Origin of the sequence: Rahnella ecdela, from assembly GCF_019049625.1 — a bacterium.
In the GTDB taxonomy this organism is placed as follows: domain Bacteria; phylum Pseudomonadota; class Gammaproteobacteria; order Enterobacterales; family Enterobacteriaceae; genus Rahnella; species Rahnella ecdela.
In genome coordinates this window covers 183,190-208,045 of the sequence record NZ_JAFMOY010000132.1, presented here as the reverse complement: position 1 = coordinate 208,045, position 24,856 = coordinate 183,190, and the positions used below count along the sequence as shown (strand labels likewise).

The 24,856-nt window shown below is 50.9% G+C and carries 22 protein-coding genes; 15 read left to right on the top strand and 7 right to left on the bottom strand.

Features of this window, described 5'->3' with window-relative positions; genetic code table 11:
• Positions 1–124 precede the first annotated feature (124 nt).
• The 3 genes from J1784_RS21715 to pabB all read right to left on the bottom strand — a co-directional run bounded on the left by J1784_RS21715 (position 125) and on the right by pabB (position 3,675).
• Positions 125–1,489 (bottom strand): L-serine ammonia-lyase, encoded by a 1,365-nt coding sequence (locus tag J1784_RS21715; RefSeq protein WP_217150916.1) that lies wholly within the window; start codon positions 1,487–1,489, stop codon positions 125–127.
• Between the two features lie 207 nt (positions 1,490–1,696).
• A complete protein-coding gene (locus J1784_RS21710) occupies positions 1,697–2,299 on the bottom strand; it encodes a CoA pyrophosphatase (protein WP_129638516.1) in 603 nt (200 codons plus the stop codon).
• Positions 2,296–3,675 carry an aminodeoxychorismate synthase component 1 gene (gene pabB / locus J1784_RS21705; RefSeq protein WP_217150915.1) on the bottom strand — a complete coding sequence of 460 codons (1,380 nt, stop codon included), beginning with the start codon at positions 3,673–3,675 and terminating at the stop codon, positions 2,296–2,298. The genes J1784_RS21710 and pabB overlap by 4 nt, the downstream gene beginning before the upstream one ends.
• 190 nt (positions 3,676–3,865) lie before the next feature.
• Between pabB and J1784_RS21700 the strand changes: the two genes are divergently transcribed.
• Complete coding sequence (locus J1784_RS21700; RefSeq protein ID WP_217150914.1) at positions 3,866–4,048, top strand: YoaH family protein; 183 nt, start codon at positions 3,866–3,868, stop codon at positions 4,046–4,048.
• A 98-nt stretch (positions 4,049–4,146) separates the two neighbouring features.
• On the opposite strand, the gene purT is transcribed toward J1784_RS21700, so the two are convergent.
• Positions 4,147–5,325 (bottom strand): formate-dependent phosphoribosylglycinamide formyltransferase, encoded by a 1,179-nt coding sequence (purT, locus tag J1784_RS21695; protein ID WP_217150913.1) that lies wholly within the window; start codon positions 5,323–5,325, stop codon positions 4,147–4,149.
• 260 nt (positions 5,326–5,585) lie between these two features.
• On the opposite strand from purT, the gene dbpA reads away from it, so the two are divergent.
• From dbpA to pip, 4 genes are all read left to right on the top strand, one after another.
• Positions 5,586–6,968, top strand: coding sequence for an ATP-dependent RNA helicase DbpA (gene dbpA, locus J1784_RS21690; RefSeq protein ID WP_217150912.1), 1,383 nt, complete (start codon positions 5,586–5,588; stop codon positions 6,966–6,968).
• Positions 6,969–7,139: 171 nt separating this feature from the next.
• On the top strand, positions 7,140–7,505 hold the full coding sequence (gene yebF, locus J1784_RS21685; protein ID WP_217150911.1) for a protein YebF: 366 nt from the start codon (positions 7,140–7,142) through the stop codon (positions 7,503–7,505).
• A gap of 122 nt (positions 7,506–7,627) precedes the next feature.
• Positions 7,628–9,664, top strand: a complete 2,037-nt coding sequence (locus J1784_RS21680) for a S9 family peptidase (protein ID WP_217150910.1) — start codon at positions 7,628–7,630, stop codon at positions 9,662–9,664.
• A 489-nt stretch (positions 9,665–10,153) separates the two neighbouring features.
• Complete coding sequence (gene pip, locus J1784_RS21675) at positions 10,154–11,110, top strand: prolyl aminopeptidase (RefSeq protein WP_217150909.1); 957 nt, start codon at positions 10,154–10,156, stop codon at positions 11,108–11,110.
• Positions 11,111–11,130: 20 nt separating this feature from the next.
• Here the strand turns inward: pip and J1784_RS21670 are convergent, their stop codons facing one another.
• Positions 11,131–11,361, bottom strand: a complete 231-nt coding sequence (locus tag J1784_RS21670) for a DNA polymerase III subunit theta (RefSeq protein WP_120132034.1) — start codon at positions 11,359–11,361, stop codon at positions 11,131–11,133.
• A gap of 404 nt (positions 11,362–11,765) precedes the next feature.
• Between J1784_RS21670 and ftnA the strand changes: the two genes are divergently transcribed.
• The 6 genes from ftnA to J1784_RS21640 all read left to right on the top strand — a co-directional run bounded on the left by ftnA (position 11,766) and on the right by J1784_RS21640 (position 15,675).
• The gene (ftnA, locus tag J1784_RS21665) at positions 11,766–12,272 is read left to right on the top strand and encodes a non-heme ferritin (RefSeq protein WP_217150908.1); all 507 of its coding nucleotides are present in this window, start codon (positions 11,766–11,768) and stop codon (positions 12,270–12,272) included.
• A gap of 136 nt (positions 12,273–12,408) precedes the next feature.
• Positions 12,409–12,795: a copper homeostasis periplasmic binding protein CopC gene (gene copC / locus J1784_RS21660; protein ID WP_420803990.1), complete on the top strand. Its 387-nt coding sequence runs from the start codon at positions 12,409–12,411 to the stop codon at positions 12,793–12,795.
• A 3-nt stretch (positions 12,796–12,798) separates the two neighbouring features.
• On the top strand, positions 12,799–13,683 hold the full coding sequence (gene copD, locus J1784_RS21655) for a copper homeostasis membrane protein CopD (protein ID WP_217150906.1): 885 nt from the start codon (positions 12,799–12,801) through the stop codon (positions 13,681–13,683).
• A gap of 49 nt (positions 13,684–13,732) precedes the next feature.
• Positions 13,733–14,068 (top strand): YebY family protein, encoded by a 336-nt coding sequence (locus J1784_RS21650; protein WP_217150905.1) that lies wholly within the window; start codon positions 13,733–13,735, stop codon positions 14,066–14,068.
• A 383-nt stretch (positions 14,069–14,451) separates the two neighbouring features.
• The gene (locus J1784_RS21645) at positions 14,452–14,670 is read left to right on the top strand and encodes a DUF7661 family protein (RefSeq protein ID WP_217150904.1); all 219 of its coding nucleotides are present in this window, start codon (positions 14,452–14,454) and stop codon (positions 14,668–14,670) included.
• 306 nt (positions 14,671–14,976) lie between these two features.
• Entirely contained in the window at positions 14,977–15,675 is a 699-nt protein-coding gene (locus J1784_RS21640; protein WP_217150903.1) for an extensin-like domain-containing protein, read from the top strand.
• Between the two features lie 12 nt (positions 15,676–15,687).
• Here J1784_RS21640 and J1784_RS21635 read toward each other — a convergent pair whose 3' ends face one another.
• A complete protein-coding gene (locus tag J1784_RS21635) occupies positions 15,688–16,866 on the bottom strand; it encodes a M20 aminoacylase family protein (protein ID WP_217150902.1) in 1,179 nt (392 codons plus the stop codon).
• 357 nt (positions 16,867–17,223) lie between these two features.
• A complete protein-coding gene (locus tag J1784_RS21630) occupies positions 17,224–17,481 on the bottom strand; it encodes a DUF1883 domain-containing protein (RefSeq protein ID WP_217151151.1) in 258 nt (85 codons plus the stop codon).
• Between the two features lie 517 nt (positions 17,482–17,998).
• Between J1784_RS21630 and J1784_RS21625 the strand changes: the two genes are divergently transcribed.
• The 4 genes from J1784_RS21625 (at position 17,999) to J1784_RS21610 (ending at position 24,846) form a co-directional block, all read left to right on the top strand.
• On the top strand, positions 17,999–20,758 hold the full coding sequence (locus J1784_RS21625) for a WG repeat-containing protein (RefSeq protein WP_217150901.1): 2,760 nt from the start codon (positions 17,999–18,001) through the stop codon (positions 20,756–20,758).
• Positions 20,758–23,619: a WG repeat-containing protein gene (locus J1784_RS21620; RefSeq protein WP_217150900.1), complete on the top strand. Its 2,862-nt coding sequence runs from the start codon at positions 20,758–20,760 to the stop codon at positions 23,617–23,619. Before J1784_RS21625 ends, J1784_RS21620 begins: the two co-directional genes overlap by 1 nt.
• 97 nt (positions 23,620–23,716) lie before the next feature.
• A complete protein-coding gene (locus J1784_RS21615; RefSeq protein WP_120161753.1) occupies positions 23,717–24,109 on the top strand; it encodes an ASCH domain-containing protein in 393 nt (130 codons plus the stop codon).
• Between the two features lie 92 nt (positions 24,110–24,201).
• A complete protein-coding gene (locus J1784_RS21610; RefSeq protein ID WP_217150899.1) occupies positions 24,202–24,846 on the top strand; it encodes a C39 family peptidase in 645 nt (214 codons plus the stop codon).
• Positions 24,847–24,856 lie beyond the last annotated feature (10 nt).

Sequence of the window (24,856 nt, the reverse complement as noted above, 5' to 3'; positions counted from 1 at the left end):
GGTTGTCGTTAGCGAAGGTTTTATTGCTGCCTGCTGTCGTCCGGCTGGTATTTCCTGCGGCAAAACGGCTGAAAATACTTCAGCTGAAGTACCGCAGGAAACCGCTAAATCAACGACATCAGCGTCAGTCGCACTGAACCTTAATAGCCAAACCACCACGCGAAGTTTCACGGTATTTTGAATTCATATCTTTACCGGTTTCGTACATGGTTTCGATCACTTTATCCAGAGAAACTCTTGGCTCGCTGGTACGGCGTAACGCCATTCGGGCCGAGTTAATCGCTTTTACGGAAGCAATGGCATTACGTTCAATGCACGGCACCTGAACCTGTCCGGCCACCGGATCACAAGTCAGACCGAGATTGTGCTCCATACCAATTTCAGCAGCGACACACACTTGTTCCGGGCTGCCGCCGAGCAGTTCCGTCAGACCAGCGGCTGCCATCGAACACGCCACGCCCACTTCGCCCTGGCAACCGACTTCTGCACCTGAGATCGACGCATTCATTTTATACAGAATGCCGATAGCGCCGGAAGTCAGGAAATAGCGCAGGTAAATGTCCGGGCTGACCGACTGAATAAACTGGTCATAATAGGCCAGCACCGCCGGCACAATGCCGCACGCGCCGTTGGTCGGTGCCGTCACAACACGTCCGCCTGCAGCGTTTTCTTCATTAACTGCCAGTGCAAACATGTTTACCCAGTCGATCACATTCATTGGGTCGCTGGAGAGTTTGTCATTGGAAACCAGCATACGGCGCAGGGCAGAAGCACGACGCGGAACCCGCAACGGGCCCGGCAGCACGCCTTCGGTGTTCAGACCGCGATCGATACACGCCTGCATGGTGTGCCAGATCTTCTCGAAATACTGGTCAATTTCCTGCTTGCTGTGTTGCGCCAGTTCGTTCTGCATCACCAGTCCGGATAATGACAGCCCGGTTTCCTTGCACTTGGCCAGCATTTCACTGGCCGAATTAAAGCTGTAAGGCACCGTGACTTCATCGAGAACCGGCTGACCGAAATGTTCGTCATCGACGATAAAACCGCCGCCAACAGAATAATACGTTTTGCTGTAAATCATTTTATCGCCAGCAAAAGCATGAATTTGCATGGCATTCTCGTGTCGCGGCAAATTCTCACCGCGGAACACCATGCCGGTATCGCGCGGGAAATCCACTTCATGCTGGGTTGTGCCCAGCGGCAACCGCTCACGTTGCTCAACGTCGCGGATAAAATGTGGAATGCCGTCAATGTCGACGGTGTCTGGCTGGTTACCGGCCAGGCCCAGAATAATGGCGATATCTGTGTGGTGGCCTTTGCCTGTCAGGGACAAAGAACCAAAAACGTCCACGGCGACACGCGTAACGGCAGGCATCATGCCCTTTTCCAGCAGGTCATCAGCGAACTGTTTACCGGCTTTCATCGGGCCCAAAGTATGGGAACTGGAAGGGCCAATCCCGACCTTGAACATGTCGAAAACGCTAATCACGTCGAATACTCCTGTAATAGATTGCGGCAGGGAACGGGATCCCTGGCTTCCATAAATGAACAACGGCGAGATGTCGTCGTTATGGACGGCTCTCTTGTTCTTATGGATAGACTTATAGTTTAAAAGGGCTGAGAGGCAAAAGTTTCATTTTTCGCATGAAATAAACTTATTTGATGCAAAAGTGTGATCGCTATGTAATCAGGGCGCTCAGACTTCAACCTGTCCGGCGAGCTGGCGGATGATGGCGGCGGTGAGACCCCAGACAAATTGCTGCTGATACCAGGATAAATACACGCGGTGATGAATGCCCCGGCGATGGATATCCAGAGGGTGATAACGCGCCAGATCAAAGGCTTCCCGCAGCGGCATTTCAAACAGCTCGGCGACCTCATCTTCAGCCGGATGCAGCGGTACATCGACGGGCAACAGTCCGACGACCGGCGTGACCCGAAAACCGCTGCTGCTGTCTTGTGGCGAAAGCGTGCCTAATACATAAACCTGTTCTGGCGGAATGGCGACTTCTTCCTGTGCTTCACGCAGGGCGGTGGCGATGATCGACGCGTCAGAGGCATCCGCCGCGCCGCCGGGAAAAGCGACCTGTCCGGCGTGTTTACGCAGCTGATCAGAGCGGCGTGTCAGTAAAAGCGTCGGCTCGGGGCGGCAAATAATCGGGATCAGCACGGCAGCATGACGGGTTCCGCGCAGCGCCGGAGCGGGCTGGCGCGGTTGCTGCAACTGAAAGCGCAAAATAAAATCTTCCACGGCGGGGGAAAGTGTCTGAATTGGCGCGTGCTGTTCCAGCAATGTCACGATTGTGCTTCTCCTAACAGAGGCAGAATACGGGCAATCTTATCAAAAGTTTCCTGATATTCTGCCTGTTCCTGACTGTCCGCCACAATCCCTCCGCCTGCCCAGCAATGAATTTTTCCTTGTGACGTGAGCAGTGTGCGGATGGTGATGTTGCTGTCCATGGTGCCGCAACAGCTGATATACGCGATGCTGCCGCAATAGCCATTACGACGATGTGGCTCAAGTTCTTCAATGATTTCCATCGCCCGTACCTTCGGCGCGCCGGTAATGGAACCACCGGGGAAACAGGCGCGTAACAAGGCGGCGGGATGGCAATCTTGAGGTAACTGCGCGGTGATTGTGCTGACCAGATGATGTACCGCCGGGAAAGGTTCAACCACAAACAGCTCCGGCACGCGTACGCTGCCGGGTACCGCGACGCGCCCGATGTCATTACGCAGCAAATCAACAATCATCAGGTTTTCAGCGCGATCTTTCTCCGATCCCGCCAGCCGTTCTGCCTGTCGTGCATCTTCCGCCGGATCTTCGCAGCGCGGCAGGGTGCCTTTAATCGGACGTGTCTGGATTTGATGTTCTTTCAGCCAGATAAAGCGCTCCGGCGAGAGACTGATCACGGCGTTTTCCGGCAGACGCAAAAACGCTGAGAATGGCGCGCGGTTGGCCTGATTCAGACGCAGAAAAGCCTGCCATTCATCGCCGCTGTAATCCGTTGAAAATCGTTGCGCTAGATTTATCTGATAACAATCGCCGCTGCGGATATATTCCTGAATCTGCCTGAATTTTTGTCCGTATTGTTCACGGCTCATATTTGCCTGCCACGACGCATTCAGTCGGAAAGGCGCTGGCGCAGAGCGAATTCGATTATGCTCATCAAGCCAGCGCAAACGGGCAGAAATATCCCCATGACAAATCAGCGTAAGGCGCTGCAAATGATGATCGGCAACCAGCGCCCAATCGTAAATTCCGACAGCCATATCCGGCAGTTCAATATCGCGCTCCGCGATTTGTGGCAAATCCTCAATGCAGCGTCCTAAATCATAGCCGAACAATCCGAGAGCGCCGCCAAGAAACGGAAAATCCGGCGAGCTTTCCGCGTGCAGTCCGCAGGCCGCCAGCTGTTCTTTGAGCAGCGAAAAGGGATCGTCATTCCGGGAATGCTGCACGCCATGTTGTTCAATCTGCGTCAGCCCGCCACGGGTGGTCAGGGTTATCAGCGGGTCAGCCACCAGAATATCAAAACGGTTATGCTGATGTTGCGCGGAGCCTGAATGTAAAAGCATCGCCCAGGGCAGGGCCGAAAGCGGTGTGAAGCGCGCTGTCAGGGCATCTGGCTGATAAGGTAATGAATGAAAAACAACAGACTGGGTGACTTGCATGGCAGGTTTGAGCTTCTCTGGCGCGGTGACGTATTTTAGGCCGATCCTAACACAGATCCGGTGACCTGAAAGCAGCGCAGGCGATTTGCGTTAATAAGGCGTATACTGTGCAACCCCGCATTGCGCGGGCTTTTGTTATCTTCTTTGCACTCATAAATGTGCACCAATCAATGCACAACAGGAAACTCCCATGCTGACAGGTATGCCTTCACTTTCACATCAGGAACAAGAACAGGCCGCCGATCGTATCCGCCAGTTAATGGAAACCGGTATGAGCAGTGGCGAAGCCATTGCGACCGTTGCGGCAGAAATCCGCGCGAAGCATCAGGGCGATCGCGTGACCGTCATTTTTGATGACGAAGACGACGAATAAAACTGGCTGACAGTTTGCGTCGCGGCTTGCGTCGCGACAAAGAAAAACCGGACCCTTTTCAGGCGTCCGGTTTTTTTTCGTCTCAGCGTTGTGAACGCTTAGCCTTTAACAATCACCGCTGCAGCCGCTTGTTTGGCCTGTTCAACGGCTTCTTCAACATTGTCTGCAATCGCCAGGGCCACGCCCAGACGGCGTTTACCGCTGATTTCCGGTTTGCCAAACAGACGCACCTGATTGAAACCAGTTAGCGCATTTTCCAGACCGCTGAAGGTGACATTGTTGCTGGTAAGCTCAGGCAGAATGACGGCGGATGCAGAAGGGCCGAACTGGCGGATTTTCCCCACCGGCAGGCCGAGGAAGGCGCGCACGTGCAGCGCAAACTCAGACAGATCCTGAGAAATCAGTGTCACCATGCCGGTGTCGTGTGGGCGAGGGGAGACTTCGCTGAAGACAACATCATCGCCACAAACAAACAGCTCAACGCCGAACAGGCCTTTACCGCCCAGCGCTTTCACGACTTTTTCTGCGATATCTTTGGCACGCTGTAACGCCAGTTCTGTCATCTGTTGCGGCTGCCAGGATTCACGGTAATCACCGTCTTCCTGACGGTGACCGATTGGCGCGCAGAAGTGAATGCCGTCAACGGCACTGATGGTCAGCAACGTGATTTCAAAATCAAACTTCACCAGACCTTCAACAATCACGCGTCCGCCGCCTGCACGCCCGCCTTGCTGCGCATAATCCCATGCGGTCTGCAACTGGTCGGCACCGCGGATCAGGCTCTGACCTTTACCCGAAGAACTCATGACTGGTTTGATAATGCACGGATAACCGATAGCATCGACGGCCTGACGGAAAGACGTTTCATCGTCAGCGAACTGATACGTCGATGTCGGCAATTTCAGAGTTTCGGCAGCCAGACGGCGGATACCTTCGCGGTTCATGGTCAGGCGGGTCGCTTCGGCACAAGGCACGACGTTGTGGCCTTGTTTTTCCAGCTCTACCAACATGCTGGTGGCGATAGCTTCGATTTCCGGCACGATAAAATCAGGGCGTTCGGTTTCGATAACCGCTTTCAGCGCATCGCCGTCGAGCATGTTAATCACATGGCTGCGATGAGCGACCTGCATTGCCGGTGCATCGGCGTAGCGATCGACCGCAATCACTTCCAGGCCAAGACGCTGACATTCGATGGCCACTTCTTTACCCAGCTCGCCAGAGCCTAATAACATGACGCGTGTGGCGCCGGTGCGCAGTGCAGTACCAATGGTTAACATAGCTTCGTACCCAAATCTGAGATGAGTGATAACAGGAATTTCGGCGCGCAGTATATCTGAAATATTTGACGACGAAAACGATTGCGCGGCGCATAAGATAAAATTCTCAGGATAACAAAAAGGTGTTTTGAAGGATTTTTTCAGCCTGTTTTCTGCCGTTTAAGGCAGCCGTCGAGCGTCTCTGTTATCATTTAGCCAAACCATGGCGTCAGACTTCCTGCCGCTGCCCCGATTTTTGCCTCACATAAAGAGTTATCGCCTTGAGCACGCATTCCTTTTCTGCCCTGACATTGCCCGCTGAGCAACTTTCCAACCTGAATGAATTGGGTTACACCGAAATGACCCCGATTCAGGAAGCCTCTTTGCCTGCTATTCTACAAGGTCAGGACGTTCGCGCCAAAGCCAAAACCGGCAGCGGCAAAACGGCCGCCTTTGGTATCGGTTTGCTGAACAGCATTACCGTTTCACAGTTTGTTGCTCAGGCGCTGGTGCTGTGTCCGACCCGTGAACTGGCCGACCAGGTCAGCAAAGAGTTACGCCGTCTGGCGCGCTTTACCCAGAACATCAAAATTCTGACCCTCTGTGGTGGCCAGCCGATCGGGCCACAGCTCGAATCGCTGGTGCATCCGCCACACATCGTAGTAGGTACACCGGGCCGTATTCAGGAACATCTGCGTAAAGGCACCCTCAAGCTCGATGAACTGAAAGTGCTGGTACTGGATGAAGCCGACCGCATGCTGGACATGGGCTTTAGCGAAGATATCGAAGATGTGGTCAGTTATACGCCGCAGGATCGTCAGACGCTGCTGTTCTCCGCGACCTATCCGGACGGCATTGAGCGCATCAGTTCCAAATTCCAGCGTCAGCCGCTGAAAGTGGAAATAGAAGGCGAAGACGACATTGCTGATATTCAGCAGGTCTTTATCGAAGCGGATAAACATCAGCGCCTGTCGCTGCTGGCCGCAGTGCTATATCAGCACCAGCCAACGTCGTGCGTGGTGTTCTGTAACACCAAACGCGATTGTCAGGATGTCTGTGATGACCTGAAGGCAAAAGGCATCAGTGCGCTGGCGCTGAACGGTGACCTCGAACAGCGCGACCGCGACCGCGTGTTGGTGCGTTTCTCTAACGGCAGCTGTCGTGTGCTGGTGGCGACGGATGTGGCCGCGCGTGGACTGGACATCAAACAGTTAGCTCTGGTAATCAACTACGAACTCTCTTTCGACCCGGAAGTTCACGTTCACCGCGTTGGCCGTACCGGTCGTGCGGGAACGAGTGGTATGGCTGTCAGCCTGGTAACGCCGCAGGAAATGCCGCGAGTGACCGCGCTGGAAGATTACACCCGTCAGCGTTTCACCTGGCAGCCTGCCGCGCAGGCACTGGCCGCAACGCCGGTGGCGCTGGATCCTGAAATGGCAACATTGTGTATTGATGGCGGCCGTAAAGCTAAGATTCGTCCCGGCGATATTCTGGGTGCCCTGACAGGTGATGCGGGACTGACCGCCGCTGAAGTCGGTAAAATCGATATGTTCCCGGTACACGCCTATGTTGCGATCCGCCAGAAAAGCGCGAAGAAAGCATTACAGCGTTTGCAGGAAGGAAAAATCAAAGGCAAAAACTGTAAGGCCATTATTTTACGTTAAGAGTTTGTCTTAGCATCGGGCGTCTTGTTGTTAATGTTGTGTTATTGCCTTGTTGAGGATTATATTATCTAACGCAAGCGATGACCTTGTATTCCGTAGGGCTATTTTTTACAAGGCCAGCGACTCCGGCAAGGTCAACTGAATGAACGACAAGGACTGGGAAGACGAACGATGAAAAAGATAATCTTGGGCGTTGCGATGGCCGTTGCAGGAATGAGCGGCCTGAGCCAGGTGGCACAGGCTGATGAGCCTGAAGTGAGAACGGCAACGGTCACACCGTGTTCCACCGCCACTAAAGACGATGTAGCGGCGCTGGTAAAACGTGATTTCCTGCAAAACCGTATTCCGCGCTGGGATGCGGATAAAAAAGTGCTGGGCACTTCCACGCCGGTTGCGTGGGTAGTGACGGACAGCATCAGCGGCACTAATGCGAAATGGGATATCCCGCTGAAAGTGCGTGGCGATCACACCGATAAAACCTATCAGGTGACCCTCAACTGTCAGATTGGCGAAATCAGCTACAGCGCGCCGTTATAAGTACCGACTGCGTCCGTTAATCCATAGCGGACGCATTATTTCCCCCGCATTGACGTCTCTTGGTTTCCCTGTCTAAACCTGTCACTCTTGTTACACCGCAAAGAGGACAAAGAGATCCCGAGATGATGACACCTCCAAAGGCTGAAAAACGCCCGCAAACCCTGAGTATTCACGGTGATAACCGTGTCGATAACTATTACTGGCTGCGTGACGATGACCGCGCCGATCCTCAGGTTCTGGCCTATCTGACGGCTGAAAATGAATTTACTGAACAGGCCATGCAGCCACAGCAGGCACTGCGCGAAACGCTGTATGGCGAAATGGTGGCCCGCATTGCACAGCAGGATCATTCCGTTCCCTACGTGAAACACGGTTATCGCTATCAGACCCGCTATGAGCCGGGCAACGAGTACGCCATTTATCTGCGCCAGCCTGCTGCTGAACACGAAAACTGGAACACGCTGATTGATGGCAATGAGCGCGCCAAAGACAGTGAGTTTTATACACTGGGCGGTCTGGATATCAGCCCTGATAATCAGCTGATGGCCGTGGCGGAAGACTTTCTTTCGCGCCGTCAGTATGACATCCGCTTCAAAAAACTTGATGATGAAACCTGGACTGACGATCTGCTGAAAAACACTTCCGGCAGCAGCGAATGGGCGAACGATTCTCAGACGCTGTATTACGTGCGCAAGCACAAGAAAACGTTGCTGCCGTATCAGGTTTATCGCCACGTAGTCGGTACTGATCCGAAAACCGATAAACTGGTGTACGAAGAAAAAGACGACACCTTTTACGTCGGGCTGGATAAAACCACATCCGAAAAATACATTCTGATCCACCTCGACAGCACTACGACGTCAGAGATCTTACTCCTGGATGCTGATGATCCGCAGGCCAAACCGCAGGTCTTCCTCTCACGTCGGAAAGATCACGAGTACGCGCTCGATCATTACCTTGGGCATTTCTACATTCGCTCTAATAAAGACGGTAAAAACTTCGGGCTGTATAAAAGTGAAGACGGGGTAGAGGCAAACTGGCAGACCCTGATTGCGCCGCGCATTGAAGTGATGCTTGAAGGCTTTAGCCTGTTCCGTGACTGGCTGGTAGTGGAAGAACGTCATCAGGGGCTGACGCAGTTGCGCCAGATCCACTGGAAAACCGGTGAAGAAAAATCGCTGGCGTTTGATGACCCGACGTATACCACCTGGCTGGCGTACAATCCGGAACCTGATACCTCACTGCTGCGCTATGGCTATTCCTCGATGACTATGCCGAGCTCGTTGTTCGAACTGGATCTCGATACGCATGACCGTACGCTACTCAAACAGCAGGAAGTGAAAGATTTCGATGCGGCGAATTACCGCAGTGAACGCGTCTGGGTCACGGCGCGCGATGGCGTGAAAGTGCCCGTATCGCTGGTATATCGTCGTGAGCTGTTTAAGCCGAATGAAAATCCGTTACTGGTTTACGGCTACGGTTCCTATGGCAGCAGCATGGATCCGGCGTTCAGCGGCAGTCGCCTAAGTTTACTGGATCGCGGTTTTGTTTTTGCACTGGCACACATTCGCGGCGGGGCGGAGCTCGGCCAGCAATGGTACGACGACGGAAAACTGTTTAACAAACTCAACACATTCCATGATTTCATTGATGTGACCAAAGGACTGGTAGCCGAAGGTTATGGCGATGCCGGACAGGTCTTTGCGATGGGCGGAAGTGCGGGCGGCTTACTGATGGGCGCAATCATTAATCAGGCGCCGGAGCTTTATCACGGCATCGTGGCGCAGGTTCCGTTCGTTGACGTCGTGACGACTATGCTTGATGAGTCTATTCCGCTGACAACCGGTGAATACGACGAGTGGGGTAATCCGAACGATAAAGCCTATTACGACTATATGTTGCAATACAGCCCATACGATCAGGTCCGCGCGCAGGCCTATCCGCACATGCTGGTGACTACTGGTCTGCATGATTCTCAGGTGCAATATTGGGAACCAGCGAAATGGGTGGCGAAATTACGTGATCTCAAAACTGACGACAATCAGTTGCTGATGCATACCGATATGGATTCCGGGCATGGTGGTAAATCCGGCCGATTCAAAGCTTATGAAGATATCGCGCTGGAATACGCTTTTGTGCTGGCGCTGGCAGGAAAGTAATGTAATTTCTCTCCTTAGTATTTCGGGTCACAGCCAACGCCGCTGCGGCTCGAAGTATAAAAGGGAATAAAAAAACCCGCTCTCGGCGGGTTTGATCTACGAAGTACATTGTTAAGCGGAAGCTTTCTTAGCTTTTTTCTCAGCCTTTTTTTCGGCCGGGGTTTTCAATGGCTTTTTCTTCGCATTCTTTTTGCTATCCATTCCTTTACTCATAATTGCCTCTCTTAAAGCGGGTGGATTGGGTTGCTCACCTATTTACTGCCTAATTCGGGCCAGTTGCAAGCACCTTTGTGCATCCCACAATACTTTACAGAGGTGGAGCATTTCACCGGCTGGCGAGTGGTGCAATCAAATTGCGCGATAAGTATGCGAACGGCATACAAAACAATGGTTTTTGGACATAACCACTTGTTGTAAGTGGGCCGATGCGCTGTTATTAACGTGTAAGCACATTTATCAATACACTGGCCGAATAGAACAGGAAATGTCATGCCAAAATTAAAAGGGTTGTATCCGCCGCTGGAAGCCTATGCCAGTGGCATGCTTGATACAGGTGATGGTCACCAGATTTACTGGGAACGCAGCGGAAACCCGGAAGGCAAACCGGCGGTGTTTATTCATGGCGGACCGGGCGGGGGATGCTCATCGGTGCATCGTCAGCTGTTTGACGCCAATGATTATGACGTCATGCTGTTTGACCAGCGTGGCTGTGGACGCTCTAAACCTCACGCCAGCCTCGACAACAACACAACCTGGCATCTGGTCGACGATATTGAACGTTTGCGTAAACTGGCCGGTGTCGATAAATGGCTGGTTTTCGGGGGTTCCTGGGGCTCGACGCTGGCACTGGCATACGCCCAAACGCATCCTGAACGCGTCAGCGAGATGGTTCTGCGGGGTATTTTCACGCTGCGTAAACAGGAACTGACCTGGTATTACCAGGACGGCGCCTCACGTTTTTTCCCTGAAAAATGGCAACGTATTTTGTCGATTCTTTCGCAAGACGAACGCAAGGACGTGATTGCATCGTACCGCGCCCGTCTGACTTCTGACGATCGCGCTGTTCAGCTAGAAGCGGCTAAAATCTGGAGTTTATGGGAAGGGGAGACGGTAACGCTAATGCCTGCGGAAGGCGCGTCGTCCTTTGGCGAAGACAATTTCGCGCTGGCTTTTGCCCGCATTGAAAACCATTACTTCACGCACATGGGCTTTTTAGAAACGGATGACCAGTTGCTGAAAAATATAGATCGCATCCGCCATATTCCGGCAGTGATTGTTCATGGCCGCTATGATATGGCCTGTCAGGTGCAAAACGCCTGGGATCTGGCGCAGGCATGGCCGGAAGCGGACCTGCATATTATCGAAGGGGCAGGGCACTCGTTTGATGAGCCTGGCATCCTGGATCAGTTAATCCGCACTAACCAGCGATTCGCCGCCCGGCGCTAACCTTTTCCTGCTGCTCCCGCTTACTTTTGTTTGGGTTCATAAGGTAAGCGGGAGAACTTATGTGATTCCCCGCGATAAAACATCACCCGTTCACGAAAATAGGTACGCAGATGCGCAGGCTGCTCGCGCTCGGCCATTTCCGCGACAACAGGCATATTGTAGCGTTCTTTAAAAGCCACCGCTGAGGCGGCCAGATCGATGTTGATACGATCCATCTCTTCTTTACTGATTTCAGCCAGATTGATGCTCATTACAGCTTCCTGATAACCGGTTTTACCACATTGTACCCGAGGCAGACGCCATCGTGAATGTTGTCATTTTATTTTAACGATCTGCCTGAAGAACTGAATAACGGGAAAATATTAAAAGTAAATAAGAACCATTCACAAACGCGAAGTGATAATTAACTCCATTAATTACCCGATAATTAATATCGTGAATAAGAATGATTCTTTTTAATAGTAATCTATATGTTAATGATTATCATTGTTGCATATTTATTTTAGAAAAATATTGTTTTAAATCAGATTGTTAAAATTACTTGTTATTGTGAGTGGTATTAATGTGAATCGGGTGTTTTTATTTTGTGTTGATGCGGGCATAATGCGGATAAATAAATCTCCCCACCTGCCATAATTTAATTTGGAGCCGTGTCATGCTTAAAAAAGAAATGATTGATCAGCTTAATGAACAGCTGAACCTCGAGTTTTATTCTGCCAATTTATATTTGCAGATGAGTGCATGGTGCAGCGATAAAGGCTACGAAGGTGCGGCCGCATTCCTGAAACAGCATTCAATGGAAGAGATGGATCATATGCATCGCCTCTTCAAATACGTCAGCGATACCGGTGCTCTGCCATTGCTGGGCGCGATTGCTGCTCCGCCGGTTTCTTTCGAATCTCTGACCGATTTGTTCAAACAGACTTACGAACACGAACAGCTGATCACTCAGAAAATCAACGAGCTGGCTGATTTGTCCATGACGCTGAAAGACTATTCCTCCTTCAATTTTCTGCAATGGTACGTTGCTGAGCAGCATGAAGAAGAAACATTGTTCAAATCCGTGCTGGATAAACTGGCGCTGGTCAGCAATACCGGCAATGGTTTGTTCTTTGTGGATAAAGATCTGAAGAACATGGTTGCTCAGGCAACAGCGGGCTAAATTTTGCCGCTGTTGCCCAAAAACGCAGAGTGCTCAGGCCTCTGCGTTTTTTTATGGCTTTTTGGCAATCGTTTTGTGGCGGATTGCGCTAAAGTGTCGGCGTTATAAATTCATCATCAAGCAAGCCAAGGAAATTATCGTGTTCAATAAAACCACTTCTCTTTGCCGTGCGCTGGCAGTCTCAGCCGTATTGCTGAGCGGATTTATCTCACAGCAGGCTTCTGCTCATGCTCACCTCAAAACGGAAACCCCTGCGGCGGATGCGGTCCTTTCCGCCAGTCCGACCGAATTATCTCTGGGTTTCAGTGAAGGTATCGAGCCAAATTTCAGTAAAGTTACCCTGACGGATGCCAGCCAAAAAACCGTGAAAACCGGTAAAATGACACTGGCTGCGAACGATAATACACAAGCCGTGTTGCCGCTGACCGATGCGCTTGCTGCCGGGAAATATGTCGTGACGTGGAATGTGGTATCCGTTGATGGTCATAAAACTCACGGTCAGTACAGCTTCACCGTCAAATAAGCCATGAGTCTTACAGCACTGTTCGTCCTGTGCCGGTTTCTGCATTTTGCATCACTGATGCAAATTTTCGGACTGAGCGTATTTTGCTCTTTGCTGGCACCAGAGGGATTTTCAGCCATTTTACAGCGTAAAAATCAGACGTTGATGGTCTGGTCCGGACTTATCGCCGCGGTTACATCCGTCGGTATGCTGGCCATACAGGCCGCTCTGATGGGCAACGGCTGGGACGATATTCTCAACCTTAACGTCTGGATACTGGTATTAACCACTGCGTTTGGCGAAGTGTGGAGCTGGCACTTGTTGCTGACGGCCGTACTGTTGCTGGTGTTGTTAATGGAATGGCTGCCCGGCCGTAATGTTCTGCTGTTTCTGTGCTCGCTGGGTTTATTGATAACTCAGGCACTGATTGGACATGCCGCGATGCATCAGGGGTTGCTGGGGCTTGTACAGCGGACTAACCACGTGGTGCATCTGCTCAGTGCGGCTTACTGGTTCGGGTCTTTATTGCCTTTACTGACCTGCATGTTGTATACCCGCCAGCCATCGGCAAGGCCTTATGCGATTGTCACGCTTGTCCGTTTTTCTGTCTGGGGACACGCTGCGGTCGTGCTGGTGATCATCACCGGTATCCTTAATACCACCATTATATTGCAGCGCTGGCCAACCGATATGACATCTCTTTATCAGTGCCTGCTGGTGGTCAAAGTGATACTGGTCGCGATGATGGCGGCAGTGGCAGTTTATAACCGTTACCGGTTGGTGCCGTTGATGGGCAAAGACCCTGAGCGGGCGCAGAGTCGTTTTATCACCATGACCTGGCTGGAATGGGGACTGGCGATCGGCGTTTTACTGCTGGTGAGCTGGTTCGCGACACTTGCCCCGCGTTGAAAATGGTCATCTGAAGATTACAAAGAATCCAATATTACCGAGGAAAATCATGAGGAAAACACTGCTTACCTGTGTGCTGCTGACTTTATCTGCCAGCAGCTTTGCCGCCCCGCAACTGGAGACCATCAGCCGTCTGCAATACGGTAAGGCCTGGGCCTTCACCCGCGAAGAGGTCATGCTGCAATGCCGTCCGGGCAAAGCGCTGTATGTGATTAATGACAGCACGCTGGCGCAATATCCTCTGAATGACGTGGCAAAAGAGCAGGTCAAAAACCATCAGGTTCAGGCTGTGCCACTGGAGAAAATCTGGCTGGACGACCCGCAGAATCCCGGACAAAAAATGAGCCTGGCTCCATTTATAGCCAAGGCTGAATCGCTTTGCTGAAACGCCGTGCCGCCGGTAAACGACTGATGTTAATCCCATGTTTTGCGTATGTTGTCACACAATAGAAATAATACATCATTGTTATTATCACTATGTTTCAAACTGGGTGGAAATTAGTCATCTGTCGTCTACTCTTTAAGTTGTACGGCTTAACCGCCTGCATTAATGCCAACTTTTAGCGCACGGCTCTCTCCCAAGAGCCATTTCCCTAGACCGAATATAGGAATCGTATTCGGTCTTTTTTTTGCCTGTTTTTAAAATGAATATCCTTTTATCAGACCAATCGCTAAGGCTATCCTAACTGCACCTCATTTAGACTCCCGCCCATCACTTTGACTATGAAATCTAGATATGGCATATACCAGATTTGGCAGGGAAACCCTATGCTGATTTACAATGTTTTTGGTCGCTACCTTGCTGTTAAAAAGCCCCCTGATGGCTGGCAGGTTTTCCGTGCTGATATGGCGGAGCGAAAATTTACCAGGCTTTATGACATCATTATTCCCGACGACATGACAGAGGATGAAGTCTCCGGTTGGCTGGGGGATATTTTTCATGAGGCGGCCAGTCAAAGGCATCCGGATGTCAGGCGAGTGGAGTAACTGAGAACGGCTTTGCTGCAGAGCGCTCATAGATTGCAGATAAAAAAAAGCCCGCTTGGGGCGGGCTGAAAGGGGTAATGCGAGGGTCTTACACACTATGAAGGACAGTTCACAGTGGACACAGGAGAAGAAACTTCGTCTTCGGGAATAAAAGTAACAATCTCAATGTCGATTTATGTCAAACCTTCGTAAGTTTATTGCGCGACTTGTAACCCCGTCAGACTCTTATTTACTCAGACGCTATACTCAGGATATTACTCCCGTAAAATCAAGGGACTGCTGCGGCACAACCATGTAAGGAGCATTATGCGATATTGGGTAAGCCTGACTGTAATTTTAATGGCACTGTATTTCGGTGGTCCGTGGATAACTCGTCATGTGCCTTCAGAATATAATCCTTTCATACCGCTGGTTATTACTGACCCGCCAAATCTGATTACCCGATACAAATTAAGAAAGCTGGATAATAATCCCCGGGAATGTCTGGCAACGCTCGAACGGGCGCAAAAAGAAGGCGCGATCCAGTTCAGTACTCCAGGCGATATGGGAGGAAAATGTCCGCTCACAGAACCGGTGCGGGTTCGAGGGTTTGGTGAGGTTGCGCTGAGCACGAGTTATCTGGCGAGTTGTCGTCTTGCCCTGAGCAGTGCGATGTTTGTCGCACAGGTGGCGAAGCCATTAGCGTCACAGGAACTAGGTTCCCCTCTGGTAAAAATTGACCACCTCGGTAGTTATGCCTGTCGCAATGTTTACAATAAACCTGATGCGCGGCTTAGTGAACATGCGACCGCTGAAGCTCTTGATATTGCAGGTTTTGAACTGTCGGATGGCCGCCATTTAACCGTACTCAAGCAATGGCCACAAACGGGAGCTGAGGCGCGGTATATCCATACATTGTTTGCTGAAAGTTGTCCGTTTTTCGGAAACTCAATCGGGCCCGAATATAATGCAGCGCACGCCAACCATTTTCACTTCGGCATGCGCTGGTTCGGTTTTTGCCGCTAAGCAATTATCCCATTAATCAGCCAGATAACGCTCAACCAGACGCGTCCAGTAAGCCGCCCCGAAACTCAGGCTTTCATCATTAAAGTTGTAAGCCGGATTGTGCAAAACTGCGCTGTCGCCATTGCCCAGTCGCAGGAAACAGCCTGGTTTATTTTGCAGGAAATAAGCAAAATCTTCACTGCCTGAAATGGGCGGCAAATTATCGATGACATTATCTTCGCCCAGCAGCTCTTTTGCGACTTCGGCTGCAAACGCTGTTTCCTTATCATGATTCACCAGTACCGGGTATCCGGGCACATATTCGATTTCAGCACGAGCGCCATATCCGGTTGCATGATTTTCCATCAGTTGACAAATTCGCTGTTCGAGGATTTTGCGCACTTGCGGATCGAATGAGCGGACACTCATTTCCAGACGCGCAGTTTCCGGGATGACATTGGCCGCATGACCGGCGTGCAATGAACCGATGGTGACTACTGCCGTTTCATTCGGATCGATGTTGCGTGAAATCACCGACTGTAATGCAACTACCAGACTTCCGGCCACAAGAATAGGATCGACAGTCATATGCGGGCGAGCCGCATGACCGCCTTTGCCATGAATAGTGATATTGACAGTGTCGCAGGCTGCCATAAACGGCCCTGAACGGAACATCATTTTCCCGACCGGATATCCCGGATGGTTATGTAAACCATAAATGGCATCGCAAGGGAATCTCTCAAAAAGTTGTTCTGCAAGCATGCGCTCTGCGCCACTGTTAAAACCGATTTCTTCTGCCGGCTGGAAAATCAGGTGTACGGTGCCTGAGAAGTTTTTGCTGCGCGCCAGTTGTTCAGCGGCGCCAAGCAGCATTGTTGTATGACCGTCATGTCCGCACGCATGCATTTTCCCTGGATTTTGGCTGGCGTAGCTCACACCCGTTTGTTCCGTTATCGGCAATGCATCCATATCTGCGCGGATACCCATGCTGCGTGAACTGTTGCCCTGCGTCATTGTACCGATCACACCGTAGCCGCCGACGCCAGTCGTCACCTGATAGCCCAGTGATTCTAATCTCCTGGCGACGAGCGCAGCTGTTGCCGATTCTTCATTGGAGAGTTCCGGATGTTGGTGCAGGTGTTGGCGAACTTTGCGCAGCTCAGGAATAAGATCAGCTACGTCAGCGATGGTGCAAAGTGATTTATTATTCATTTTGAGATATCTGTTTTGCCTGAAAGAAATCCGGTGAACTGACCGGTGCCACGTCGTTACATCAACAGAATGCAATGTGAAATCAACGCTGGCAATCAATTAATCAGGCCATAAAAGAGGTTTTTAAAATTATGGAATGTTCAATTCAATAACGCTATGTAACTGATGTAACACGCTAAAGTTTTTACGCGATGTTACGCAAGATTTCACTTTGCCGGTAGACGATATTCCCGCTTACCTATAACTTCAGTAACAGCAAATGACGGATTGGTGTATGAGGATGAGGCAAATGGTTTCCCATTCGCCAGAGCAAAAATATAAGAAGAAGTGAAGGCTCTTTTTTATATAAGAAGTTGATCAGGCTGGCAGGTAGCTGATTGAATGCTCCAGAGAGTCGCATTTCGAATCGATGAGAACATTCCAGATACCTTTATAGGGAATACCTACATAAGCCGTATTCTGATCGTTAACCGTCAAAATATCGCCGAAACCTGAGTGACGTCCTTTTCGCTCAACCTCATTTTCACACATCAGATGTATGTGACATTTTTCTGAACAACGAATGACGACGGTGTCGCCACCAAACAGACTCAATCTGGCTCGAACAATAGGCATGACTCTTCCCCAATTAGATAAAGCACCTGAAATACGCTGTAACCGAACACTGCCAGGTTTTACGCCACCCAGACCGGGAGTGATGTTGGTCACACAACGCTCATTTATCTATAAAACCAGACATAAGCAGGGGGAATAATGACTTTAATCAAAAGTTATAAGAATCTTTTAGAGATTAATTATTCGCCATTTTTATGCTTGTAAAAGAAAACGATCCTATTTTTAGGAAAGAAGTCAAAATGTAATTATGTAGTTAACAAAAGGTGCGCGATCAAATCGGATGGTAACATCTGTAGCGTACCTTCCGGTGCAGTGATGAAGTGTATTCATTCGTTACAGAGTAATAAATTAGCTGCTTTTTCTTTCACAAGCTGACACCCTATAGGCGTATAGCATGTGCGCGCGCTTGAAATTGATTATTATCGGATTTATTACCGTCTCACGCGCCCATTTTGCGGGTGATGAAGAAAAAGCGTGCGCTACACTTTCCCATTTTATCCAGTTATAAGGGCATCGGATGAATTGCTCCGAAAAATTCAAATACATCAGAAATTTCAGCGCGTTAACCCTGGTTCTGAATGCTTTTTTTAACATGCCGGTACATGCGGATGACGCGCAGTTACGGGCATGTGGCAATGCAAAAACCGCCAAAGATTGCCAGTTACCTTTTCAGCAGGGACTTTCGCCTGTTCAGGTCGGTCTGTCCCGCGAGCCTCAGTGGGGCTACGTAGATGCTACCGGACATATGGTCATCAAACCCGATTTCAGCGAAGCACGGGGTTTTGTAAATGACCTGGCCGCTGTTAAAAAAGGCGATCAGTTCGGGTATATCGATAAAAAAGGTCATTGGGTTATCGAGCCGCGTTTTACGCGCGCCACTGATTTTAACGCGCAGGGTACTGCGTTAGTGGTGACAGATAATCGTCTTGCGCTGATAGACAAGAAAGGCGCCGTGATTAAAACGCTGCCGTTTGCCGTTGCTCTCGATAGCCGTGGCTTTGCCGGCGGTCAGGCACTGGCAAGTGTCCAAACCCAGGTATCACCTGCGTTATGGAATGCGTCGACCGATCGTTCTCTTTCTTTACCTGATGATGTTATGGCGCTCGATTTGCCACAGTCAGGGCTTATCCCCGCCCAAAAACGTGATTCAGCTGAAGAAGGTTACTGGGGGTATCTCGATGAGAACGGTGACTGGGCGATAAACCCGATGGTACTTAAAACGCGGGATGAACCCCAGCTAAACGGTGACGTCGTTGCAGTGAAAACTAAGAACCTATGGTCGTTTGTCGACCGTCAGGGCGTTGCGTTAAATAAAGAACAATATAAATCTGTGCAGCCGCTCGCTTCTGGCAGCTGGCTGGTGACAGGCAACGATAATAATAAACAACTACTCAGCAGTAAGCTGGAGAAAGTGCAGGATATTCCTGCTGATCAGGCTGAAAATATTTTGGTCTGGGGAAAGGCAACGTTGGGTACGGGTAGTAAGGGCATCGTTATCATCGGTGCAGATAACCAAATTGTTTCGCTGAAAGTTAACAAGCCGCAGGTTTTGCAACAGGGCAATCATCTCTGGATTATGCAAACTGAAGGCAAGATGCCACAGGTTGCTCAGATTTATGACAACAATGGTGTGGCGCTGCTTAATGATGCCACGCTTGCTGCACTAAAAAACTATCAGCTGCGGCCACTGGGCACGGCAGTGATGACAGATGATGTGGCTGTATTACCCGAATCAAACGGCGATGCGGCGCACAGCCTCCCGTGGGCGGTTTTGACGCCTGCGGATGTTAGCAAACCGCCAGCCATTCTCACTTCTCAGGGTAATGTCTTATCTGATCCCCAATGGGCATCAGTAGAAACTACCGGGTCTCAGGCTCCGCTCCTCATACACACTCAAAATAAAAAAGTGGGTGCTGTAGATGCTTCAGGCAAGTGGGTTATTCAGCCGACATATACTCAAATCACGCCGTTTGACGGTGATTACAGTTGGGCTGTAGATAACGCCAACAATGCTGATGTAAAGCATCTGATTGATCGAAATGGCAATACAGTAGATATCCCAGCAGAGATACAGAAAAACGCTCAGCGTTTGTCCTCCGGATTGGTTTATTACACTGAGGGCGAAAAAGAATCACAGCGCTGGGGCCTATGGGATATCGCGAGCAAAAGCATTAAGGCAGCACCCCAGTTCACAGAAATTGATGGTTTCAACGACGGTTATGCCTTGGCTAAAGCCGATGACGGATGGGGGGTTCTCAACACGAATGGCAGCTGGGCAATAGCTCCAGATGCGGACCGCAGCGGTAAGTTCCAATATATCGGTCAGGGCGCCTTCACTCTATCTGATAACGATCAGCCGGGTGAGCGTGGTGCGCTTTCCAGCCATTACAGTCTCTACAGCGCACAAAGCGGACAAACGCTTGCGACGGATTTACTCGCCAGACCGCAAGCTGTAGGGCATGACCATTGGCTGGTTCAGCCTTCCGAAGGGGGCGTGGCGTTACTTGATAACGCAGGGCGTTTCCCGGTCAGTAAAGCCATTAATGCGTCTTCGAGTTCTGTGGAAGGTGACAGGATTAGATTGAGTTTCTCCCCGCACTACGGTGCAATTAACAGTCAGGGTGACTGGCAGATTGAGCCGCTTTATACCGCTGAATTTAATTTCATCGCACCTCTTAATCTGAGCCGTGCAGTTAGTGACGGGCGTACTACGCTGATTAATGAGCACGGCGGTTCCGCAGAGGGCTTCGATCAGGCGCAACCGCTGAATTCAATGGCGCGTCTGGTCATGAACGATGATGTGACTGGTGAAACCGTTCTTTATGACAACGATGGCAATGAAATCCAGCGTTTCGCCGGGCTGGATAGCCTGCTGGCTGACAAAGCCAGCTCAGGTGTTATTCCTGTGCGAGATCAGAAAGGCCTTTATGGTTTTGTCGATCAGCAAGGCAAAAAGCTGATTGGTTCATACTTCGATCAGGTCGGAGCAATGAGCAATAATTTTGCGACTGCCGTAAAAAAATCCACGTACGGCAACCTGTTGGGATATATCAACACCACAGGCCGTTTTGCTATTTTGCCTAAATTTGACTGGGCCAGTGATTTTAGTGAGAAGCGTGCCTGGGCCGGCGGCAAGGGTGTGGTGAATTTACTTAATGCCGACGGGAATGTTCAGGCAAAAATTCAGGTGCGTTGTAATCAGCGCGTCATCGTGGATGCGAAAGGTGCCTATCTATGGCCTGCCAAAGCACCCGCTTGTGGTTCCGGGGGTAATTAATGATTGTCAGCAAACCTTCAAGGCTATGCCAGGCACTTCGCTCTGCACTGAACACCGGCAGTGCAATGGCCTTATTGACGCTGACCGCCTCTGCTGTTGCGGCTGAACCCGCAATAGCTGAATCTGCACCGGCATGTATGGCTCAGTTGCCCGCTTCCCAGGCGGATACTCAATTGCGTGCAGCGTTGCCATTAGCGCAAAATTTGTGTATCCGCGACGTTCGTGAAGGGCGCGCAGCCGTGTTTTTACCCGCTGCTGATGCTGCTGATGAGCGCTGGGGTTTTTTAGATAATCAGGGGCAGCTCGTCATCAAACCTGTTTTTGAACAGGTCGGGGATTATCACTTCGGTGCCGCCGCTGCCATGCAGCAGGGGAAGTGGGGATATATCGATCTGACCGGCAACTGGATGATCCCGCCGTCCTTTGACAGCGTACAACCCTTTACTGAATCAGGATTGGCAGTGGTGAAAACAGGGGGGAAATCTCAGGTTATTGACCGCAAAGGGGCTCAGGTCGGTAAAGCACTGGATGATTTGGTTGATGACGCTGTTCTGAGTAATGGCGTTCCTGCCCGCCTGAGCCTGACATTTAACAGCGTACTGCTTTCGCCAGACGGTGTTCGCCACGTGGCCACGGATAAAATGGAAGTGGTTGAGCCGTTTGGTTCCGATGATCTGTTCATTGCTGTCGATGCTACTAAAGGTTACGGCATTGTGGATGGCAATCTGACCTGGCGCGTGCAGCCGCAGTACACGTCCATCACGCTCGATCCTCACAATCCTTCTGTTGCCCTGGCGAAGAAGGCCGATGGCATCACCTTAATCCGCACCGACGGAGTGCAGGACGAACAAAAATATCTTTCTGTCAGTGAGGAAACGGGCGCCTTCTGGCTGGCGAAAACGGCCGATGGCATCAAATTGCTGGATAATTCCGCCGCTGTGATTGCCACATTTAATGAAGCTGATGCGGCAGCCCTGCGCGTATCAGGGGATTATGTTTTAAATCCGGCCAGCAAAGACTCCCTGACTTTATATGTTCCGGGGCGAAAACAAGCGATTACGCTGCCGGCAGGCAGTGAGCCTTGGGAGCAAAATACCGCAGAGTTCCTGATAACGACCAAAGGTGAGCAGAAAAAGGTGAATGCCATTATCGCGCCTACTGGTGGTGTCATTGGTGGTACTCAGAATGTTGGCTGGCTGACGCAAATTGCCAGTGCAGAAGTTATTGACCACCGTTTATGGCTGCGTAATGAACAGGGGAGGGTGGTAAATGTGGTTGATACTACAGGCAAGGCATTGCTGAATCAGAAGAGTATCAGCACGCTTGATGGCAGCCGGATTGAACCTCTTAATGCCCCTACTAATTCAGCCCTTTCAACCGCAACGCCACTGGCGCTGGTGCGCCCTGGTGATGCGAGCAGCAAAAATGGTGTGGGTTTCCTGCGCCCGGACGGTGCCCTTCAGCTTGATACCAAATGGCAGGACATTGAACCTGCTGACAGCAAGGACAACATCGGTCAATTTATCGTGAGAACTGCTGATGGCACTGGCGTGGTGGATGCACAAGGCAAGGTGGTTATCCCGCTGACCGAAGACAATATTTCACCTTTCGTCCAGGGTTATGCGCTCGATTATCTGAATGGAAAACTGACTGCGCTTGATAGCGCCGGTAAGCATTACGATTTACCCAATGTATTCGAGATTGAATCTGTCGGTAATGGCTGGTTCCGGTATCGTGAAACGGCAGCGGAGGGCGCGCTGTGGGGCATATATGATGTCGCCAGCCAGAAAACTGTGCTCCAGCCGGCTTATCAGGATGTGGGTGATTACTCAGATGGTCTGGCCGCATTCAAAACGTCGGAAGGGCTGTGGGGGATCCTCGACAGTCAGGGTAAAACGGTGGTTGCGGCTAAATATGCGGATGCCCGTCGCATTAACTCTGCCCTCTGGTTACTGACACAGCCTGCAACTGACGGCCAGCCGGTATCGGCTGTCCTTGCAGAAATCATTGGCAATGATGCTCAGCCAAGAATTGCACCTACCGCCGGCCTTACCGTCAATCAGTTTAGTGACGGACGTATTCTGGCCACTTCTGCGGCGGGGCAGTCCTGGCTTCTGGATGCCAAAGGTAATATTCAGCTTCATGAGCAGCAGACACGGATCAGTGCTCTGGGCGACTGGGTGAAATTATCGCGTCAGCCGCAGCAAGGGTATTTGTCTGCGCAGGGTGAATGGCAAATTCAGCCTGTCGGCGACAGCCGGAGTTCTGCCTTCGTACATGGTCGCGCCCTGCGTTCCACGCCGGCAGGTTATGAGCTGATCGATGACAAAGGTGTGCGTGTGGCAGCTATGCCTGAAGGGCAGTGGAACATGCCACCCGCGAGCGGCTGGTCTGTATCCTATGATCCGCAGGATAACGAACCTGCGACACGTTATGTCGACAACACCGGCAAACTGGTTCTCACGGTTCAGGGGCACGCCAGCCAGATGGTTGATGATCACGCCGTGCTGACGCGGGCTGACGGGACAAAAACCTGGATTAACGGGCAAGGGAAAGAAGCTGATGGCGTCTCTTACGCTGATTTAGGTTTGCCTGTCGACGGGCTCGCATTCGCCAAAGCAGACGGTAATTATGGCTTTGTCGATGCGCTGGGCAATTTCGTGGTAGCACCAGTGTTTAGCGCCGCGTCACCGTTTGACAGCGGGGTGGCAGTCGTTTCCACACCGGCTATGTCGATGATGATAGACAAAACCGGTAAACCCCTGGCGCGTGTTGATAAGGAATGTGGTATTACCGTCTTATACGGTGCCGGTAGTGCGCGTCAGTGGCCGGTGAAAATGCCGGATAACTGCAAACCTTAAGACACTTTTCCGGCTTGCAAAACCCGCTACGGCGGGTTTTTTTGTGCTAATGTTTAACTGTAATGGCAGTGAACTATCTCAATTGAAAGGATAAATTATGATTCCGCAGATCCCACTCAAATACAGGGACGCAGAGCGCTGGTCGTTTGGTGATACTGAATCGTCAGCTGACGAACTGGCTAAGCGCGTTATTGCTGGCACAAAAACCGCCACCTGTTCAAATCTTGATGATGATCCTGAACCTGAGCCGGGCGAAATCTTTGTGGTAGTCGATGGTCGCAATAATCCGGTTTGTGCTGTGCAACTGACCGAAGTCAAACAAGTGCCTTTTGACCAGGTGACAGAACAACATGCCTGGGAAGAAGGAGAGGGGGACCGGACGCTGGCATACTGGCGCAAAGAGCACCAGCGTTTTTTCGAAGAGTACGAAATGTTTGAGCCGACTATGCCTCTGTTATTGATGAAGTTCCGCATGGTTGAAAAGTTCTAAATCGTCCTGAGGCCTGATGCATAAATCAGGCCTTTTCATTTTCAAAGATATGATCAACCTGATGTTATCAGTCTGTCGTTCAGGAATACGTCATGCCCTTTAATCAGCGTTCGTTTTCTCCTTCTTCGGGAGTCCCGTATTTTAGTCAGTGGGAAGATCCTGACTGCGCAGCCGGGATTATTGCCGGTGACATCCAGCTGAGCGATATCAGCTTGTGGCCCCGGTCGGGGGCCGCTGACCAGCAGGAATTTATTGAGTGGGCAAATCATGTTTGCGGAATGTGCTGCCTTAAGATGGTACTCGCAGCCATTTCAGGCAACGTGGTGCCCGTCTTGAAACTGACCTACCAAAGTCTTTCATACGGAGCGTATATTCGCGAGGGTGACAATATAAAGGGGCTTATTTACGCGCCTTTTGTTGAATATGTCCGTAACGAACTCGGTCTTGAGGCGCAGGTGAAAGTGGATATTTCCGCGCATGAGATTGCGGGTCAGCTGGAAGAACACCGTTTTTTTATTGCTTCTGTACATCCATCTGTTCGTATCCCGGAGTCCACGCCACCGCGCAGAGGCGGTCATCTGGTGCTGGTGACCCGTGCTGACGAACAATCAGTGACCTTTCATAATCCTTCCGGTCACGATCTTTCTACTCAGCAGGACGTCACACTACCTGTGGAAACTTTCGAACGTTTTTTTGCCGGACGGGGGATTTCGCTGGTCGCAAAAGCTCAGCAGTGACAAGCGCGGC